This window comes from Pseudomonas sp. KH_021, assembly GCF_057838865.1.
On record NZ_CM174477.1, the window covers coordinates 2,081,897 to 2,101,278 of the forward strand.

Consider the following 19,382-nt stretch of genomic DNA (forward strand, 5'->3'; position numbering starts at 1 on the left):
AAGCGGCCGTAAAACCTGAGACCGTAATCCATCAGGCACACCGAAGGGCCTGAATTTACGACGGCTTCGCCGCCGATCGCAGCCTCGTACCTCGGCAGCGGCTACAAGAGCCGCGCTGCCCCAGAATTGTGTAGATACCTATGTTTATCGCAGGTAAGCCTGGCTCCTACAACGGTGGTACACCGCCAATCTGGTAGGAGCTGAGCTCGCGAGGCGCCATGCCTGACACACCGCGGTGGCTTTATCGCAGGTAAGCCTGGCTCCTACAACGGTGGTACACCGCCAATCTGGTAGGAGCTGAGCTTGCTCGCGAGGCGCCATGCCTGACACACCGCGGTGGCTTCATCGCAGCATAGGTATCTACACATCTTTTGGCGTACTGCTACGAATGTAGCCGCTGACGAGGTACGAGGCTGCGATCGGCAGCGAAGCGGCCGTAAAACCTGAGACCATAATCCATCAGGCACACCGAAGGGCCTGAATTTACGACGGCTTCGCCGCCGATCGCAGCCTCGTACCTCGGCAGCGGCTACAAGAGCCGCGCTGCCCCAGAGTTGTGTAGATACCTATGTTCATCGCAGGCAAGCCTGGCTCCTACAACGGTAGTACACCGCCAATCTGGTAGGAGCTGAGCTTGCTCGCGAGGCGCCATGCCTGACACACCGCGTGGCTTCATCGCAGGCAAGCCTGGCTCCTACAAAGGTGGTACACCGCCAATCTGGTAGGAGCTGAGCTTGCTCGCGAGAGGCCTTACCTGACACACCTCGATGGCGTCATTGCCGCGGTCCGGCGTTCCGGCAAACGGTAACGGCCAGACGTAAGCCATTCGGACGATGCCTCTTTCCTCAATCAAGTCGACTATCGGCTCAAGGCGGCGGCCCTTGGCCTGTCTGCCTACCCATAACAACAATCATTAGAGGACGGGTTGCCGATGAGCAAGCTGATCAGCTATGCCTTTTGTCTAGTCGTGGCCGCACTGGTGCTCTTCGCCTTTTCTCCCCGTGAATCCGGTGATCAGCAGCACGTTTCCCTTGACCTTGGCCGGGTCCAAATCAACAAGCTGGTTCGCGTCGGCTCGCAATTGGTTGCAGTGGGCGAGCGCGGCCTGATCGTCAAGAGTGACGACCAAGGCAAGAGCTGGCAGCTGCAGGACAGCGGCAGCCGCGTCACCCTCACCGATGTCACTGCACTGGACGCCAACACCCTGTTGGCGGTCGGCCATGACAGCCAGATCCTGCGCAGCACCGACGGCGGCCAGCACTGGCAGCAAATGATGCTCGACACGGCATTGGGCGAGCCATTGCTGGGTGTGTGGAGTGGTGACGGCAAAAACGCCTACGCCTTCGGCAGCTTCGGCAAGTTCTTTTTGTCTGCCGATGCTGGCCAGACATGGACCGCCCAAACCTTGCCTATCACCGGCCAGCACCTCAACAGCCTGGACGGCAGCACCGATGGGCGCCAGATCCTGGTGGGCGAGGCGGGGCTTGTGTTGCGCAGCGATGACCATGGACAGAACTGGACCTCGGTCGAGCCGTTCTACAACGGTTCGCTGTTCGGCGTGGCGCTGCTCAGCGATCACAACTGGGTGGCCTACGGTATGCGCGGGCATGTGTTTGTCAGCCATGACGACGGCCGCAACTGGGCGCAGGTCAAATTGCCTCACGAGTTTCCACTGTATGGCCACGCCAAAGTCGCCCAAGGCGCCGGTGTGGTGATTGTCGGCACCGGCGGTGCCTTCGTGCGCCTGGACGGCCAGGGCACCCTGGGCCAGACCGGCTTCATCAAGGGCCTGGGCACGCTGACATCGGCGGTCTCGATGGCTGACGGCACATTGATCGTGGCAGGGCAGCGCGGCCTGTTACAGCAGCGCAGCGGCCTACTCACGGCTTCGAGCAAGTAAGGGGTGAACATGAGCAAGCGCGAGACTCGAATCAATCAATGGGTACAGGGCTGCGCCGACCGCCTGCTGGCATGGCGCAAACCCCTGATGCTGGTGTTCCTGCTGATCACGGCAGCGTTGGGCTACAGCGCTACGCACCTGCGCCTGGACCCAGGCTTCAACAAGCAAATTCCCATCACTCACCCTTACATGCAGAGCTTTCTGCGCTACAGCGAGATTTTTTCCGGGGCCAACAGCGTCCTGGTCAGCGTGCGCTGGAAAGGTGAGGGCGATATCTACAACAAGGCCTTCCTGGAAACCCTGAAAAACGTCACCGATGACGTGTTTTTCATTCCGGGTGTACGCCGCGCCAGCGTGCGTTCGCTGTTTACCCCGGATGTGCGCTACATCGAGATCACCGAAGACGGTTACTTCGGTGACGTCGTGGTGCCGCCGCACTTCAGTGGCACGCCCAAGGATCTGGAGCAGGTGCGCAGCAACACAGCACGCTCCGGGCAGATTGGCGCGCTGGTGGCCAATGACCTGAGCGCGGCGATGGTGCGAGCGGACCTGCAGGAGTTCAACCCGGACACCGGTGAGCGCGTGTCCTATGTGGAGATCGCCAAACAACTGGAAGCCATCCGGGCCAAGTACGACAACGCCGATATCGAGCTGAACATCGTCGGCTTCTCCAAGCTGGTGGGCGATGTGGTCGATGGCCTGTTCGTGGTCATCAGCTTCTTTGTCATGGCCTTCTTCATTACCGCCGCCATGCTCTGGCTGTATTGCCGCTCGATCAAGCTGACGGTGGTTTCACTGGTGGTCGCCATGCTGCCGGTGATCTGGCTGCTGGGCCTGTTGCCGTTGATGGGGCTGGGTATCGACCCGATGTCGATCCTGGTGCCGTTCTTGATTTTCTCCATCGGCGTGTCCCACGCGGTGCAGATGACCAACGCCTGGAAACAGGACGTGCTGGCGGGCAGTGATTCGATTCGGGCGGCGCATTCGGCGTTCTGCAAAATCTTCATTCCCGGCGCCCTGGCGCTGCTGATGAACGCCCTGGGCTTTGGCGTGATCATGCTGATCGACATTCCTATCGTCCACGAGCTGGGCGTGACGGCCTGCATCGGCGTGATGCTGATGATTGTCACCAACAAAATGATGCTGCCGATCATTATTTCCCACCTGAAGCTGGAGTCAGGTTCGGCGCAGACCAACTATGTTGCGCCCGGCCACAAGCACAAACTGTGGTGGCGGCTGTCGGTGGTGGCCGAGCCCAAGCCTGCGCTGGTGGTGTTTGCCATCAGCCTGGCGTTGCTGGTGGGCGGGGCGATCAAAAGCCGCGACCTGGTGGTGGGAGATGTGGGCACCGGTGCGCCGGAACTGCGCAGCGATTCGCGCTACAACCGTGACAACGCCAATATCATTGACCGCTATTCCATCGGCCTGGACGTGCTGGCGGTGTACTTGCAAGCGCCGAACATCAAGGAAGCCTGCCTGGACCCGGATGTGATGCGTACCGTCGAAGAACTCGACTTCAAGGCTCGCAGCCTGCCCGGCGTGCAGTCCGTGCAAAGCGTGGCGAGCATGGGCAAGGTGACGATTTCCGGCAACAACGAAGGCAACCCGCGTTGGGCCGCTATTCCCGGTTCCGAGCGCGGCCTGCAGCCAGGCTCCCAGGCCTACACCAGTTCTCACGGGCTGGTGGTCGATGGCTGCGGCACCATGCAGATCCTGGTGTTTCTCAACAACCATGATGGCGCCACGGTGGGCCAGGTGGTCGGTGGGCTCGAAAGTATCATCAAGGCCATTGATCAACCTAAGGTGCAGATCCATCTGGCCGGCGGCAACGTCGGGGTGATGGCCGCCTCCAACGAAGCGGTCAAGCAGGCCGAGGTGCAGATGCACGCGGCGCTGCTGGGGTCGGTGGCGCTGTTCTGCTGGCTGACCTTCCGCTCATTTCGCGCGGTGCTGTGCATCATCACCCCGCTGGCGATCGTTGCCACCTTGTGCAACGCGATGATGGCGACCCTGGGCATTGGCCTTAAAGTCTCGACGCTGCCGGTACTGGCCCTGGGGGTCGGTGTGGGGGTCGATTACGGTATCTACCTGTACGAACGAATGCAGCATGAGCTGGCCAGCGGCAAGGACCTGCGCAATGCCTTCTACGAAGCCATGTGCCAACGCGGCACGGCGGCGTTGTTCACGGCCTTCACCATGTCCATCGGGGTCGGCACCTGGGCCTTTGCAACGCTCAAGTTCCAGGCCGACATGGGCATCCTGCTGGCGTTCATGTTCCTGGTGAACGTGTTCGGCGCGATCTTCCTGTTGCCAGGGCTGGCGGCGTGGTTCCACCGCTCGCGGCCGCTGGTGGTGGTTGCACCGCAGGCTGAAAAAGCGGCCAAGGCTCAGCCGCAAATGGCCGAGGCGAATGCCTGATGAACAGCAAAGCCAGCAGCGCAAGCCCGTTGTGCGATATGTCGATAGACGACTATGACCAGCTGCTGGAGCTGCTCTATGGCGCCGCGGTCGACGAGCACGGCTGGAGCAAGGTGCTGGCGCGGTTGCAGGCCTTGTTCGATGCCAACTACGTGACCTTGATCCTGCGGACCGCGGACTTATCGTCCACGGGCCTGATGATCGTGCTGGGCAATATCGAAGGGCAGGGGGGCGTGGCTTACTTCACGTACCCCTACGGCCTGACGCCGTTTATCAACTCCCCGGTGGAGCAGGTGTTTACCGTCGGTGACCTGATGGACCGGGAGGCCTGGCGCAACAGTGACTACTACCGCCAGTACTGCGAGCCCAAGGGTGTTTTCCATGTCCTGGGGGTGGACATCGAGCCACCTTGCGGCGGCAGGTTTCGCTTTCGCATCACCCGCCCCGAATCGGCCGAGGATTTCACTGAGGCGCAGCGCAAGTTCTGCGAGCGCCTGGTGCCGCACCTGCGACGGGTGCTGCACATTCATGGCGCCCTGGGCCGCACCGAATCGCTCAGCTCCCAGTATTCCCAGGCCATTGGCCGACTGTCGGTGGCCACCCTGGTGCTGGACGACAATGGCCGCCTGATCGAGCACAACGACATGGCGCGCGAACTGCTGCGCCAGGGCGATGGCTTGAAGCTGGTCGGCGGTTGCCTGGAGGCTTACTACCCCGGTGACAACAAACGCCTGTGCCAGGCCATTCGCCAGGCATTGGCCGACAGTCGCGGTGAGACGATCGCGCTGTCTCAGGCGTTGTCCATCAGTCGCCCGTCGGGCAGCGTCAGCCTGGGCCTGGTGGTCGAACCGATGCCACGCAAGGACTGGGTCGATGGCAAGGGCCAACCGGCGCTGATGATTTATGTGCGCGATGCAGTCGGGCGTTCGCTGCTGAACACGGCGATGATTCGCCAGGTGTTCGGCTTCACGCCCTCTGAAACCTCGCTGGCCATGGAGCTGGCCAACGGTTTGTCGCTGGAAGAGGCGGCCAATGAACTGGGTATTCGTCGCAATACGGCGCGGGCACATTTGCGCGCCATTTTTTCCAAGACTGGGGTGCGCCGACAGACTGAATTGGTGCGCGTCATGCTCAACAGTGTGGTGAGCCTGGGCCAGGAGAAACAGGAAACCGACCGGCTACCGCGCTAAGCAGAGTTTGGAGCTTGTTGAAGTGTTAGGCTGTGGTTACATTGGCTCGCGGCTCCACAAGAGCGGCGAGCGGAATCTTTGGACAATAACAAAAAGCCGACCCCGTACCGACGGGTAGATTGGCTAATGAGGTTCACGTCATGCGATCGATATCACTGGTGGCGCCTGCGGTACAACCGCAAATCTCGATGTTTGAATACGACCGGCTGGTGCGCGCCATTCACGCCGGTGGCCTGGACAACCAGGCACTGAGCACGGCCCTGGAAGCCTTGCGCGTGCAGTTCGATGCCAACTACGTCACCTTGATCCTGCGCATTCCTGGCATTGAAGAGATTGGCCTGATGATCGTGGCCGGCAACTTCGAAGCCCATGGCCAAGTGGCCTACTTCACCTACCACCACGTCACCAGCCCATTCGGCAAGCAGGCGGTCGATACCGTCTTCACCCAACAGGACGTGATGAGCGACGAGCAGTGGGGAGCGAGCAGTTACTACCAGGATTACTGCCGCGGCAACGACGTGCATCACATCATGGGCGTCGACATCTCCACCTTCGATGAAGGCGTGCTGCGCCTGCGCATCACGCGCTCCAGCGCCGGCAAAAGCTTCAGTGCTGACGACCGGGCACTCTGTTCCATGCTGATCCCCCACCTGCGCCAGAGCCTGCATGTGCACAACCTGCTGGGGCGCAGCGAATCGATGGGCGAAGTCTATGCCCAGGCCATCAACCGACTGTCACTGGCCGCCATCGTGTTGGATGAAGCCGGCACCGTCCTGCAGCTCAACGACGTGGCCCGCAGCCTGCTCGACCAGGCCGACGGGTTGAAGATGGTCGGCGGGCGCCTGGAAGCCACCTACCCCAGCGACAACCGCGAACTGCACAAGCTGCTGCACAGTGCGTTCGACCAGGCCCACCAGCAAGGGGGGCGAGACTCACGTGAGGTATTGTCGATCTCGCGGCCTTCAGGCGAAGTGAACCTGGGCGTGGTGGTGGAGGCAATCCCGGCCCAGGGCTGGGGCGAAGGCCGGGGCCAGCCTCGGGTGGTGGTCTACGTGCGCGATGCAGTGGGCAAGTCCCAGGCCAACAACAACGTGGCCAAGCAACTGTTCAACTTCACCCCGGCGGAAACCGCCTTGGCGCTGGAATTGGCCAACGGCCTGTCCTTGGAAGAAGCGGCCGAAGCCCTCGGCATCATGCGCAACACCGCCCGTGCGCACCTGCGCGCGATCTTCTCCAAGACCGGTGTTCGTCGCCAGGCAGAGTTGGTGCGGGTGATGCTCAACAGCGTGGTCAGCCTGGGTGCCAACAGCATGATGCCGTTAAAGCGGCCCACTGAGACCGCGCAGCGGCCGGAGCTCAAGCGCGTTCGCTGATTTGAAATTGCATCTATTAGTGCGCAAGCCGCAGCTCACTCGCTTGTAGGAGCACGGCTTGCCGGCGATGAAGCCACCGCGGTGTATCAGGGATGACGCCGCGGGGGTAAATCGGAGCGCCGAACCGCCAGTTCCTACCTCTGAACTTCACTCATCGACAATTTTCCCATTGACGCGGATGACAGGCCTGCGCTTTTCAGCGAAGCCGCACAATTCGTCGATAGTCCTCGGGAAGTTGGTGTAGGGCACGTTGTACTGGATGAACTCGGCCAGGCATTCCGGGAAGACATCCCAAATCAGCCACAAGACTCGCGGTGTATGAAATCACGCCCATGCGCAAAATTTGCGCACCTGACCCTGAGCGCTTCGATCCCTGAAAACACCATGATCATGAACTTCCGGCACCTGCTGGAGAAGCATAAGTTGGCGCCTGCGATCCTCGCGGTCATTAACAGCTAATGGGTATGAGCGAATTATGCGTGTAACACGGAGGCGTGGGTTGATCCCGCCAAGTCGGAGCGGCGCTGTGGCTCCGGCAATGGGTTTGGCCACTTTTCCTCCTTAGATAAACTTAGGCTTTAAACACGCTTGGCTATCTGAAGCCGCGCTGCAGACTTCCCAGGCGTGAAGGGTTGATGAAAAGATGTTCAATGTAGTTGCTGTAATATGGTGACTGCCCTTCATGTGATTTTGGTGCGACTAATGGTATTTGCATGAGTGGTTAGGCGAGTGAGGGCCTCAGACCAATGGTCGAGGCCGTCACATTACCTAATCCCCCTCGGGTTTCTCGCTTTCGGAACATTAAAGAGCAGGCTCTAATGCCCCTATATGGGAAGTGAAGCTTACCTCGTCTTTAATAGGTAAATTCCGATAGTCCACGAAATCGCATTGATCAATAAAATATAAATATTGATTTTTAACATTCGCTTTAAGTGTTTTGGGAGGTTGTCAATCTCGACAGGGTCAATTCCCGCTGGTCCAGCCAAGATTTTCATTGCCATCATAGAAAGCTGGGAGACAATTGTCATTCGCCGCATGAGGCCGGACACTTCGAAGTTCACCATCATGTAGTAGGGTGAGCGTCTGGATTTAGGGAGTGCATTCAGTATTTCAGGGATGTAGCGGCTTGTATAAAGGCTGAATATTATTAAAATCCATCCTGTAAGCAATGGCAATCCAATCAGGATTGTCTCTCCCCACCTACTCCAAAACTCAAAAATAGTCATTGAGCGTTGCCTCATACAAAATTTCGCCTATGAACTCGCCAGCCCCACTAACCAATGTACCTCCCCCATAGGCCGCTGCGCCCGCCACACCAGCGGCAGCCACCACGCACGCTAATCCACCAATTCCTCCGCTGGCTGCCCCTAGAGCGGTACAAACCGGGCCAGCAGCCGTTGATACAGCGAAAGATCCCACAGCTGCTCCGGCAATTGACCCCACCAATTTTCCCCCTTCGACAAATTTTGCTTTTCTACACTCCTGGCTATCTGGGCCCGCACTGCAGACTTCCCGGATATGTAAAATTGATGAAGCAACTCCCAACGAAATTGCAATATATCCCCCGGCCCTAATATATTGGGTGGCGCGACTAATTTCTTTCAAATGAGTGGCATACCCCGGTATTGGACCCGGCCCGCCAGCTTTGTCCCAGTGGTGTACCAAGCTACGACTCGAAATGCCAAGTGACTTTTTAAGCTTGTCATGATTGCCCAAACTGAAAAATTTGCGCAATCGGGTTGATTTCAGAAATTGAGCATCGAGTTGGTTCAATAAGCGTTTTCGTTCTGCGAGAAAATCTGGCGACTTGAGATGACCATGTTGGCGATAAGTGTTTTGATACGCCTCCTCAATGCCTCGGAGCGTTTTTTGTATGCCCTCGAGTGGGTTTTCTATCATGGCTGCGGCGACGCCTAGCCAAGTCGAAGCTTCATTCAGGACATAATTCGCAATCGCAGTACGATTGTCATACATGAAATCAGCTTCTTCCGGGGTCAACGGGTCCAGCGCAGTTTTGACCTCCCGCGCAGCTGCCATCAGTAACGATTCTTCGTGAGTGAAGTCCTTATTGGGTAAGTCGCTGAGCACCATCATGCTCCCAGCCTTTATTACATGTTCAATATGTGGATTGAGTTTGCCAAATTTTATGCAAACTGAAGCCGAAGGAGGCGCTTCGAAAATTAAGCCATACAGTTCTCGAGCTGGAATACTTTTGGTCACTATATAAAAGCCCGGACCAGCAGGCGGCTCAGCCTTTACCTTTGGCCGAAAGAACTCTTCGGGTGGGCATCTGTATAATTCTGATTCGGGTCTCGGTACAGCAGGTTTCATCTGGTTTGGGGCAGCCGGCTTAAGAACTTGCGGCATAGGGCTGTATAAACGACGATCGTCGGGTTTGTTGGATTGATCCGTCATGTGCTCGATTCCCATTATGCAAGTGAGTGCCGATCATTGGTGTCGGCAGCAGACTGCTAGAGCAAAAATCGAACCAACCCTATTTAGGCCTTTAAAATCAACAGCCTATAAAAAATGACTTTCGTTTTTCATGTTTTTAGGTTGAAAAAACCAAGAAACAGCGCCAGTTGTTTCACAAGTCAAGGCCATAATTTGCACAGCCCCGATTCAGGGGCTTGAAGGCGCTCCGACTAACGTTCAACACGCGCGGCAAATTTGCTCGGGCTGGTGCTGTCATTTAGCCGGGGCACTGTTCGCCAAGGGCCGCAAACACCCTGTCCCCATCGCGTCATACTTGGTACACCGCGCTAGCTCCATCGCCGGCAAGCCGTGCTCCTACCCGACCGCGTACACCGCCCCGAAGAACCTAGTCGCGATGGCCTCACCACAGACCCGCGATGAACCACTCCCTCTAGTCCATTCGGACGATGAGCCCTCCGTCTTCAGTTCCAATAATCATCGCTCAATGCGTCTTTTCTGGAACTTATCATGACTGAAGCTTTCATCTACGACCATGTGCGCACCCCCCGTGGCAAGGGCAAGCCCGACGGTGCCCTGCATGAAGTCACCCCCGTCAACCTGGCAAGCCAAGTGTTCAAGGCATTGCGCGAGCGCAGCCAGATCGACAGCGCGTTGATCGAGGACGTGGTACTGGGGTGCGTCATCCCGGTGGGCGAGCAGGGCGGCAACATCGCCCGCATCGCGGCACTGAATGCAGACTACGCCCAGAGCGTGCCAGGTATCCAGATCAATCGCTACTGCGGCTCTGGCCTTGAAGCGGTGAACCTGGCCGCTGCCAAGGTCATGGCCGGGATGGTCGATTTGATCATCGGCGGCGGCGTCGAATGCATGTCCCGGGTGCAGATGGGGTCCGATGGCGGCGCCTGGGCCTGTGACCCGCAGGTGGCGTTCAAGACCCGTTTCGTCATGCAGGGCATCAGTGCCGACTTGCTGGCCACCCACTATGGCCTGAGCCGTCAGGATTGCGACCACTATGCGGTGCACAGCCAGCAACGCGCAGCGCAGGCCTGGCGCGAAGGGCGCTTTGCGCGCTCGGTGCTGTGCGTGACCGACATCCTCGGCTTGCCGCTGCTCGATCGCGACGAAACCATTCGGGGTGAAGTCAGCCTGGATCAGTTGGCCCAGCTCAAGCCGGCGTTTGCCGAGATGGGCGCCAAGGCCGGTTTTGACAGCATCGCCTTGCAGCGTTATCCGCAGTTCGAACGCATCAATCATGTGCACCACGCCGGCAATAGCTCGGGCATTGTCGATGGCGCCAGCGGGGTGTTGATCGGCAATGCCGAAGTCGGTCGGCGCCTGGGTCTCAAACCCAGGGCGCGGCTGGTCAGCACGGCCACCTTGGGTGCTGACCCGACCCTGATGCTGGCGGCCCCGGCCGATGCCGCGCGCAAAGCCCTGGCCAAGGCCGGCATGCAGGCCTCGGACATCGCTCTGTGGGAACTCAACGAGGCGTTTTCCTCGGTGGTGCTGGCCTTTATGACCGAGCTTTCAGTGCCTCACGAACGCATCAACGTCAATGGCGGCGCCATCGCCATGGGCCATCCCCTCGGGGCTTCGGGCGCCATGATCCTTGGCACGCTGCTGGATGAAATGGAACGCCAGGACGTCGCCACCGGGCTGGTCAGCCTGTGCGAAGCGGCTGGCATGGCCAGCGCCACCATCATTGAACGCCTCTGAGACGCCCAGACATGACTGACTACTTCACCTATGCCGTCGATGCCGACGGTATCTGCAGCCTGACCATCGACCAGCCGGACTCCAGCACCAATGTGATGGACCAGCATTTTATCGACAGCTTTCGCAGTGCCCTGGAGCGCGCTTGGGCCGACGATACGGTCAAGGGCATTGTGCTCACCTCGGCCAAGAGCAGTTTTGTGGCCGGTGCCGACCTCAAGAGCCTGGAAAAGATTCTGACCACCCGCCAAGACCCACAAACCTTGTATTCACAATGCTGGGCCTTCTCCAGCCTGTTGCGCACACTGGAAACCGCCGGCAAGCCAGTGGTGGCCGCGCTCAATGGCCCGGCCCTGGGCGGTGGGTTCGAAATCGCGCTGGCGTGCCACCGGCGCATTGCCGTCGACAGCCGCCAGATGTTGGTTGGCCTGCCGGAAGTGGGTGTAGGCCTGCTGCCGGGCGCCGGTGGCACCCAGCGCTATCTGCGACTGCTGGGGGTCGCCAAGGCGCTGCCGTTGCTGCTGCAGGGCAGCCAGCTCAAGGCCGAAAAAGCCCTGGAGCTGGGCTTGCTGGATGAAGTGGTCGCAGCCGATCAACTGCTGACACGTGCCCGCCAGTGGCTGCTTGAACAACCCGATGCAGTCAAGCCTTGGGACAAGAAGGGCTTTCGCATTCCGGGCGGCGGCCACCCGCAACAGCCGGACCTGGCCCAGCTGTTTCTTGGCACGGCAGCCAGCCTGCAAGCCACCACCTTTCGCAATATGCCCGCGCCACTGGCCATTGCCTCTTGCCTCTATGAAGGCATGCAGTTGCCGATGGACAAGGCTTTGCAGGTGGAGTGCAAGTACTTCGTCAAGCTCAACCTGGACCCGGTGGCCGGCAACATGGTCCGCACCCTGTTCATCAACAAGACTAAGGCGGACAAGCTGGTGCGTAGGCCGGCGGGGATCCCCACGCGCCACCACAGCCGCATCGGCGTGCTCGGTGCGGGCCTGATGGGGGCCGGTGTCGCCCTGGTAGCGGCCCAGGCCGGTATAGACGTGGTGCTGATAGATCGCGATCAGGCGGCTGCCGACAACGGTAAGGCTTATGCCTTCAAACGACTGGCACGTGAGGTCGAGAAAGGCCGCCTGAGCGAAGAAAAAATGCAGCAGGTGCTTGCCCGCATCCATCCGGGCTGTGACTACGCAGGCCTTGGCGAGGTGTCGCTGGTGGTCGAGGCGGTGTTTGAGGACCGGGACGTCAAGGCCCAGGTATTCGCCCTGGCGGAAGCGGCCATGCCGGCCGACGCCGTGTTGGCCAGTAACACCTCGGCACTGCCGATTACCGGGCTTGCAGCGGGTATTGCCCGGCCGGGCAATATGCTGGGCCTGCATTTCTTCTCGCCGGTAGAGCGTATGCCCTTGGTGGAAGTGATTCGCGGCCAGCAAACGTCCGACCGCTGCCTGGCCGAGGCCATGGATTTTGTCGCTCAACTGCGCAAGACACCGATCCTGGTCAACGACAGCCGAGGCTTCTTTACCAGCCGTTTTATCGGCGCCTATATCAATGAAGGCGTGACCATGGTGCGCGACGGGATCAACCCGGCGCTGATCGAAAACGTGGCGCGCATGACCGGCTACCCGGTCGGGCCGTTGAGCATTTGCGACGAGGTCGGCCTGGACTTGGCTCATAAAGGCGCTCAGCAGGCCGCCAAGGATCTGGGTGACGCGCACGCGCCAGGCTCCTCGGTCGCGGTGATTACCACGTTGGTTGTCGATCATGGTCGACATGGCCGCAAAAACGGCCAGGGTTTCTATGCCTACGAGGCCGATGGCAGTAAGTCACTCTGGGAGGGCCTGGCTCGGATCTGGCCGCAGTTACCCGCTGACCAACAGCCGGACGCTGAGGCTGTGCGCAAGCGTCTGCTGTTCGCCCAGTTTGCCGATGCGGCCCGTTGCCTGGCCGAAGGTGTGCTGACCGACCCGGCCGATGGCGATATCGGCGGCTGCTTCGGGGTTGGCTTTCCCATGTACCTCGGCGGGCCGTTCGCGGCCATGGACACCCTTGGCATCGCCACTGTGGTGCAGGCCTGTGATGAGCTGGCCGTCGATTGCGACGCCGAGCGTTTCGCCATCCCGCAGCTGCTGCGTGAGATGGTCGTCAAGGGCCAGACGTTTTATGGAGCCAACGCTGTAGTGGGGAACCTGGTATGAACCTCAACAACTTTTTCGGCGCCAACCTGCGGCTGCCCTTGATCGGCTCGCCCATGTTCCTGGCCAGCGGTGTGGAGCTGGTGGTGGCGCAGTGCAAGAGCGGCATCGTCGGCACCTTTCCCACCCTCAACGCGCGCCCGGCCGCCAGCCTGGACGCATGGCTCGAGCAGATCCGTGCAGCCTTGAGCGAACATGATCGCGAGCATCCTTCGCGGCCTGCGGCGCCGTTTGGCGTGAACCTGATCCTGCATCGCTCCAATGACCGCCAGCAGCATGACCTGGACACCGTCGTGCGCCATCAAGTACCGCTGGTGATCACCTCGGTGGGTAAGCCCGATGAGGTGGTGCGTCGGGTGCACGCTTATGGCGGCAAGGTGCTGCATGATGTGATCAGCCTTGAGCATGCCCGCAAGGCGATTGCCTGCGGCGTGGACGGTTTGATCCTGGTCTGTGCAGGGGCCGGTGGGCACGCCGGCAGCCTGTCGCCGTTTGCCTTCGTGAGTGAAGTGCGAAAGATCTGGAGTGGCCCGCTGGTATTGGCCGGCGGCATGGGCGATGGCCAGAGTATCCGCGCTGCCGAGATGCTGGGGGCGGATTATGCCTATATGGGCACGCGCTTCTTGGCCACCCGTGAATCGCAGGCCTCCTCTGGCCACAAACAGATGCTGGTGGACGACGGCACTGCCGATATCGCCTATACCCCCGTGTTCAGTGGCATTGGCGCCAATTACCTGAGTAACAGCATTCGCGCCTGCGGCATCGACCCGGCTCAGTTGACAGGCCAACAGACGGGGGGCAAGCCGGACCTGTTTGCCACGCTTGAAGACACACCGAAGGCCTGGAAGGACATCTGGTCGGCCGGGCACAGCATCGCCGCCATCCATGACGTGCCCAGCGTTGCCGAACTGGTCGAGCGGCTGTCAGCCGAATACCACGCCGCCGCCACCAAGCCTCAATGGAGCACTGCGCATGAGTGACCACCAACCCTTGGCGGGCATTCGCGTGCTGGATTTCACCCAGTTGTTGCCTGGGCCGCTGTGCACCTTGCACCTGGCCGACCTGGGCGCCGAAGTGATCAAGATCGAGCCGTCTGACGGTGGTGACCCAACCCGCGGGCCGAAGGGCGCCACGGCGATGTTTTTGATGCTCAACCGCAACAAACGCTCGCTGGCGGTGGACCTGCGCAGTGAAGCCGGTCAGGCCTTGTTGCACTCGTTGGTGGCAACGGCCGATGTGCTGGTCGAGGGCTTTCGCCCTGGCGTGGCGGCTCGTCTGGGGATGGGCTTTGAGCAGCTGCGCAAGATCAATCCACGGCTTGTGTATTGCTCGATCAGCGGCTACGGGCAGCATGGCCCGATGGCCCAGGCCGCTGGCCACGACATCAACTATCAGTCACTGGCCGGCGTACTGGAGCAGAGCGGCAGTGCCGAGGGAGGTCCGGCCCAGGGTAACTTCCCGGTCGCTGACCTTGCGGGCGGTGCGCTGTCGGCGGCCACCGGCATTCTGGCCGCCTTGTTTGACGCGGCTCGCAGTGGGCGCGGGCGGCATGTGGACATCGCCATGACCGATTGCGTGATGGCCTTGAACATCATGACCGCCAGCGCCTGGCAGCAGGGCGGGGCGCCGGTCCCGCGCGGGCAGGACTTCTTGTCCGGTGGCCTGGCCTGCTACGGCACCTACGCCACCGCCGATGGCCGCTACCTGGCCGTGGGTGCGGTGGAGATGAAATTCTGGCGTGCCTTCTGCGATGCGCTCGAGCGGCCGGACCTCTACCACCTCGGGCACGTACCCGGCGAGGCGGGTGCCCAGGCCAAGGCGGCGGTGGCGGGCATTATCCAACGGCACGATCTGGCGCACTGGGTCACGCATTTTGCAGAGGTCGATGCGTGTGTCACCCCGGTCTTGCGCATCGACGAAGTGGCCGAGCACCCCAATACCCAGGCGCGCGGCATGTTGATCGAAGCGGATCACCCGCAACTGGGCCGCTACCTGAGTTTCGCCTGCCCGTTGCGCATGGGCGACGGCCCCTGGCCGCCAACGCGCCCGGCGCCTGCATTGGGTGCCGACAATGCTGCTATCGAACATGAACTGCACGGTTTTGCGTAGGAGCCGGGTTTACCCGCGATGAACGCGCCGCGGTTTGTCTGGAGCACCGCGGTGTGGCCATCGCAGCCAAGGCTGGCTCCTACACGGTTTGGTAGGAGCCGGGTTTACCGGAGTGCCGGACCACCGCGATGAGTGCGCCGCAGTCTGGCCTGAGTTTCGCTATTCACCCTTGAGCTTGCTAAGTGGGAGATAACAATAATATGCAGCAACGCACCTACAACCTGGCTGACCTGTTTGAACAGGTAGCCCAAGCTGTCCCCGACCGCATCGCCGTGATCTGCGGTGCTTTCCAGGCCACCTACGCCGAACTCGATCGCCGCGCCACGCACCTGGCGGTGGCCCTGCAAGCCCGGGGCGTGAGGTCGGGCGATCGGGTCGGCCTGCAGCTCTTTAACGGCCCTGAGTACGTGGAAGGTTTTCTCGCTGCGTGCAAGCTGGGCGCGATGCCGGTCAACATCAACTATCGCTATGTCGCCGATGAGCTGGCGTATCTCTACGACAATGCCGGGCTCAAGGCGCTGCTATACGCCGAGTCGTTGGCGCCGCGAGTGGAGCCGATACTGGAGCGTTTTCCCACCCTCAGCGTGGCCTGCCGTTCGGGTGCCCAGTATGAGCAATTGCTCAAGGAGACCGGGGCATCGTTGCAACCGGTGGTGAGGAGTAGCGACGACCTTATGCTGCTTTACACCGGCGGCACCACGGGCCAACCCAAAGGCGTGATGTGGCCGCACAAGGCCTTGTTTTTTGGCGCATTGGGCGGCGGTGGTTATTTCCGCGCCGGGCAGAAGCCAGTCACGACTGCAGAGGAACTGGGCGAGGTCGCCCAGGCCTGTGCGCCGCTGCGCCACCTGGCCGTTGCTCCGTTGATGCACGGCGCGGCCTTGTGGGCCATTCTGTCGTCGCTGTTTGCCGGGCAGACGGTGGTGATGCGCGAACAGGGCGAGTTCGATGCCGTGGCCATCTGGGATCAAGTGGAGCAGGAAAAAATCCATATCATCGCCATCGTCGGTGATGCCATGGGGATGCCCTTGCTCGATGCGCTCAAGCAGCATCCGGGGCGTTGGGACCTGTCTTGCCTGATGGCATTGGGGTCGGGCGGTGGCCTGTTTTCTGGGCATGTACAGCAGGGCTTGCGCGAGCATTTGTGCAGCCATACCCAGGTCAACGACAGCATGGGTTCTTCCGAAGGCGGGGTGCTGGGCAGCGGTTCGCGGCCAGAAAAAGGCGACGGCCTGATCCGCATTGCGCCGCGTGACGACGTGCGGGTGGTCAGCACTGACCTGTCGCGCGTGTTGGGCCCTGGCGAAACGGGCTTGCTGGCGCGCGGCGGCCATGTGCCGGTCGGCTATTTCGGTGACCCGGAGAAAACCGCCAAAACCTTTTTTGAAATGGACGGCCAGCGCTACGTCAACATGGGTGACATGGCCAGGCTTGAGGCCGACGGCAGCATCGTGGTGCTGGGGCGTGATTCCCAGTGCATCAACAGCGGTGGCGAAAAAGTCCATGTCGAAGAAGTCGAGGACGTGCTGCATCGTCACCCGGCCGTGCTCGACGCCGTGGTAGTCGGGGCAGCGGATCCGCGCTGGGGCAAGGTGGTCAGTGCCGTGGTCAGTTTGCGCAGCGGGCAGACGGTTTCGCTTGAGCAACTGCAGGCGTTCTGCAGCCAGTACCTGGCGCGCTACAAGGTGCCCCGCCACTTGGCGGTAGTCGAGGCGGTGCAGCGTTCTCCAGCCGGCAAGGCCGATTATCGCTGGGCAGATACCGTCATGGAGCGAGCGCTGTCTGGTCTGAATTGACGATGTAAGGCCCTGGGGCTCGGCGCCATGCTGGTGGCCGGACCCCAGGAGACTGTCGATGAACAAGGTAGCTTTCATTACTGGCGCAAGCCGTGGCATTGGCCGCGAAACGGCGCTGGAGTTCGCCCGCCAGGGCTTCGATGTGGCCATCAGCGCCCGCACTCTGGAAGAGGGTGATCGCCATGCCCATGCCCTGACCCATGCCGATGGTGCGCCGCTGGCCGGCAGCTTGCGCAGCACCGCACAGGCCATCGAGGCCCTGGGCCGGCGCGCCTGGATCATTCCCATGGACTTGCTCGATGTGGACTCTGTGCATGCGGCCGCCGAGCAGGTACTGCGCGAAGCGGGCCGGGTCGATGTGTTGGTCAATAACGCTATCTACCAGGGCAGCGACCTGAACGCGAAATTTCTTGATCTGACCCCCGACACGCTTGAACGCATTTATCGCGCCTATCTGCTGGCGCCGGTATTGCTGTGCCAGGCGCTGGCCCGGCACATGCTCGAACGTGGTGACGGGGTGATCATCAACGTCACCTCCGGGGCTGGCGAAAGCAACCCGCCGGTGCCTGCAGGCGAGGGCGGTTGGGGCTATGCCTACGGGGCAGGCAAGGCGATGGTCTCGCGCTTGTCCGGCGTATTGGCGGTCGAACACGGCCGCGGCGGCCTGCGCGCCTACACCATCAACCCCGGCGTGGTCACCACCGAGGCCTTGCAGGCCACCATCGGCGAGCAAGGCGTGATTGCCCTGCGCAACGGCTCGGCGCCACCCCAGGTTCCTGCCCAAGTCATGCGTTGGCTGGCGCTGGAAGACCTGGAAGGCAAGCACCAACGGCGCACTATCAATGTTCAGCCGTTCGCCCTGGAACAGCAGATCGTGGCCGATTGGCGAGCACCTAGTCCGATCGGAGGATGAGCGCAGCGGTGCGCTTGGCGATCATTCCCTAAGAACTATGTGGTCTTAGGCGATTACCCCCTTCGATAAGAATTAGAAATGAGGACCTTCAGATGACCCAATTGATCGACATCAAGCCGGTCGCGGAAACTGTGCCCTATCGCTATGCCCGTGGTTGGCACTGCCTGGGTGACGCCGACAGCTTCCGTGACGGCAAGCTGCATACCTTGAACATTTTGGGTGGGCGGATGGTCGGCTTTGCCAACCAGGCCGGCGAAATCAGTGTGCTGGACGCCTATTGCCCGCACATGGGCGCCGACCTGTCCACCGGTGAATTGGTCAACGGCAAAGTGGTCTGCCCCTTCCACCACTGGGCCTACGAGGCCAGTGGCCGCTGCAGCGAAATTCCGTATTGCAAGCGTATTCCGCCCAAGGCCAAGACCCGCCGCTGGCAGACTTGTGAAGTCAACAAGCTGCTGTTTATCTGGAATAACCCCGAAGGCAATCCTCCGGCTGAAGGCGTGGAAATCCCGTACTTCCCGGAAATCGACAGCGACGAATGGTCCAGTGACTGGCACATCGACCTGCTGATGATCGAAACCCACCCGCGCGAGCTGGTTGATAACCTGGCCGATGCCCAGCATTTCGGCCCGGTACACGGCACGCCGGTGAAGTATTTTGCCAACGTGTTCGAGGGCCATGTCGGCCATCAGATCTTCCACGGTGACTCGAAGCACCTGGGCGGTGACTTGGTGGCAGAAAGCGCCTACTACGGCCCAGCCACTCACTTCACCCGCATGCGCGCCGAGTTCGATGGCTTGACCGTGCATTCGATCCTGCTCAACTGCCATGTGCCGGTCACGCCCAACAGCTTCGAACTGCGCTTTGGCGTGCTGGTGAAAAAGGTGCCGGGTTGGACCGAGGAGCAGAACCGCGAACTGGCGCTGCAATACGTGCAGAACAACCGCACCTCGTTCTACCAGGACGTGGATATCTGGAAGACCAAGATCCGCATCGACGCCCCGGTACTGGCCGAAGGTGACGGCCCGATCTACCAGCTGCGCGACTGGTACAGCCAGTTCTACATGGATGAGGCCCAAGTGCCGGCCGAGTGGGCACAGCGCCGCGAGATCGTGACTGCCGACCACCGTTAAGCGGCGTGTTTATCGCGGCTAAAGCCAGCGCCTACTCGATCCTGTAGGAGCCAGCCTTGGCTGCGATGACCTCACCACGGTGCATCAGGTAAACCGCGGTGCGTTCATCGCGGCTAAAGCCGGCTCCTACCTAAAGCCATCCTGCCACCGCGAAGCTTTTGGCCCGATCAAGGCTATGGTACTTTTCTGCTCCTACGCGCAAAGCAGGA

13 protein-coding genes and 1 pseudogene are annotated in these 19,382 nt (G+C 60.7%); 12 read left to right on the plus strand and 2 right to left on the minus strand.

The window, feature by feature from the left end; all coding sequences use genetic code 11:
• Positions 1-931: 931 nt before the first annotated feature.
• From AC3IX4_RS09740 to AC3IX4_RS09755, 4 genes are all read left to right on the plus strand, one after another.
• The gene (locus tag AC3IX4_RS09740; protein ID WP_489260334.1) at positions 932-1,900 is read left to right on the plus strand and encodes a WD40/YVTN/BNR-like repeat-containing protein; all 969 of its coding nucleotides are present in this window, start codon (positions 932-934) and stop codon (positions 1,898-1,900) included.
• Positions 1,901-1,909: 9 nt separating this feature from the next.
• Positions 1,910-4,318: an efflux RND transporter permease subunit gene (locus AC3IX4_RS09745; protein WP_489260335.1), complete on the plus strand. Its 2,409-nt coding sequence runs from the start codon at positions 1,910-1,912 to the stop codon at positions 4,316-4,318.
• Positions 4,318-5,508 (plus strand): helix-turn-helix transcriptional regulator, encoded by a 1,191-nt coding sequence (locus AC3IX4_RS09750; RefSeq protein ID WP_489260336.1) that lies wholly within the window; start codon positions 4,318-4,320, stop codon positions 5,506-5,508. The genes AC3IX4_RS09745 and AC3IX4_RS09750 overlap by 1 nt, the downstream gene beginning before the upstream one ends.
• A gap of 140 nt (positions 5,509-5,648) precedes the next feature.
• Positions 5,649-6,881 (plus strand): helix-turn-helix transcriptional regulator, encoded by a 1,233-nt coding sequence (locus AC3IX4_RS09755; RefSeq protein WP_489260337.1) that lies wholly within the window; start codon positions 5,649-5,651, stop codon positions 6,879-6,881.
• 147 nt (positions 6,882-7,028) lie between these two features.
• Here the strand turns inward: AC3IX4_RS09755 and AC3IX4_RS09760 are convergent, their stop codons facing one another.
• Positions 7,029-7,187, minus strand: a complete 159-nt coding sequence (locus AC3IX4_RS09760) for a hypothetical protein (protein ID WP_489260338.1) — start codon at positions 7,185-7,187, stop codon at positions 7,029-7,031.
• Between the two features lie 5 nt (positions 7,188-7,192).
• On the opposite strand from AC3IX4_RS09760, the pseudogene AC3IX4_RS09765 reads away from it, so the two are divergent.
• A pseudogene (locus tag AC3IX4_RS09765) lies at positions 7,193-7,334 on the plus strand (IS5/IS1182 family transposase); the annotation flags it as partial.
• 759 nt (positions 7,335-8,093) lie between these two features.
• Here the strand turns inward: AC3IX4_RS09765 and AC3IX4_RS09770 are convergent.
• Positions 8,094-9,296 (minus strand): hypothetical protein, encoded by a 1,203-nt coding sequence (locus AC3IX4_RS09770; RefSeq protein WP_489260339.1) that lies wholly within the window; start codon positions 9,294-9,296, stop codon positions 8,094-8,096.
• Positions 9,297-9,824: 528 nt separating this feature from the next.
• On the opposite strand from AC3IX4_RS09770, the gene AC3IX4_RS09775 reads away from it, so the two are divergent.
• From AC3IX4_RS09775 to AC3IX4_RS09805, 7 genes are all read left to right on the plus strand, one after another.
• The gene (locus AC3IX4_RS09775) at positions 9,825-11,033 is read left to right on the plus strand and encodes an acetyl-CoA C-acetyltransferase (protein WP_489260340.1); all 1,209 of its coding nucleotides are present in this window, start codon (positions 9,825-9,827) and stop codon (positions 11,031-11,033) included.
• Positions 11,034-11,044: 11 nt separating this feature from the next.
• A complete protein-coding gene (locus AC3IX4_RS09780; RefSeq protein ID WP_489260341.1) occupies positions 11,045-13,225 on the plus strand; it encodes a 3-hydroxyacyl-CoA dehydrogenase NAD-binding domain-containing protein in 2,181 nt (726 codons plus the stop codon).
• The gene (locus AC3IX4_RS09785; protein ID WP_489260342.1) at positions 13,222-14,202 is read left to right on the plus strand and encodes an NAD(P)H-dependent flavin oxidoreductase; all 981 of its coding nucleotides are present in this window, start codon (positions 13,222-13,224) and stop codon (positions 14,200-14,202) included. The genes AC3IX4_RS09780 and AC3IX4_RS09785 overlap by 4 nt, the downstream gene beginning before the upstream one ends.
• Positions 14,195-15,331: a CaiB/BaiF CoA transferase family protein gene (locus AC3IX4_RS09790; RefSeq protein ID WP_489260343.1), complete on the plus strand. Its 1,137-nt coding sequence runs from the start codon at positions 14,195-14,197 to the stop codon at positions 15,329-15,331. The genes AC3IX4_RS09785 and AC3IX4_RS09790 overlap by 8 nt, the downstream gene beginning before the upstream one ends.
• Before the next feature lie 200 nt (positions 15,332-15,531).
• Positions 15,532-17,127: an AMP-binding protein gene (locus AC3IX4_RS09795; RefSeq protein ID WP_489260344.1), complete on the plus strand. Its 1,596-nt coding sequence runs from the start codon at positions 15,532-15,534 to the stop codon at positions 17,125-17,127.
• 58 nt (positions 17,128-17,185) lie between these two features.
• Positions 17,186-18,040 carry an SDR family NAD(P)-dependent oxidoreductase gene (locus AC3IX4_RS09800; protein ID WP_489260345.1) on the plus strand — a complete coding sequence of 285 codons (855 nt, stop codon included), beginning with the start codon at positions 17,186-17,188 and terminating at the stop codon, positions 18,038-18,040.
• Positions 18,041-18,132: 92 nt separating this feature from the next.
• On the plus strand, positions 18,133-19,173 hold the full coding sequence (locus AC3IX4_RS09805) for a 3-ketosteroid-9-alpha-monooxygenase, oxygenase component (RefSeq protein WP_489260346.1): 1,041 nt from the start codon (positions 18,133-18,135) through the stop codon (positions 19,171-19,173).
• Positions 19,174-19,382 lie beyond the last annotated feature (209 nt).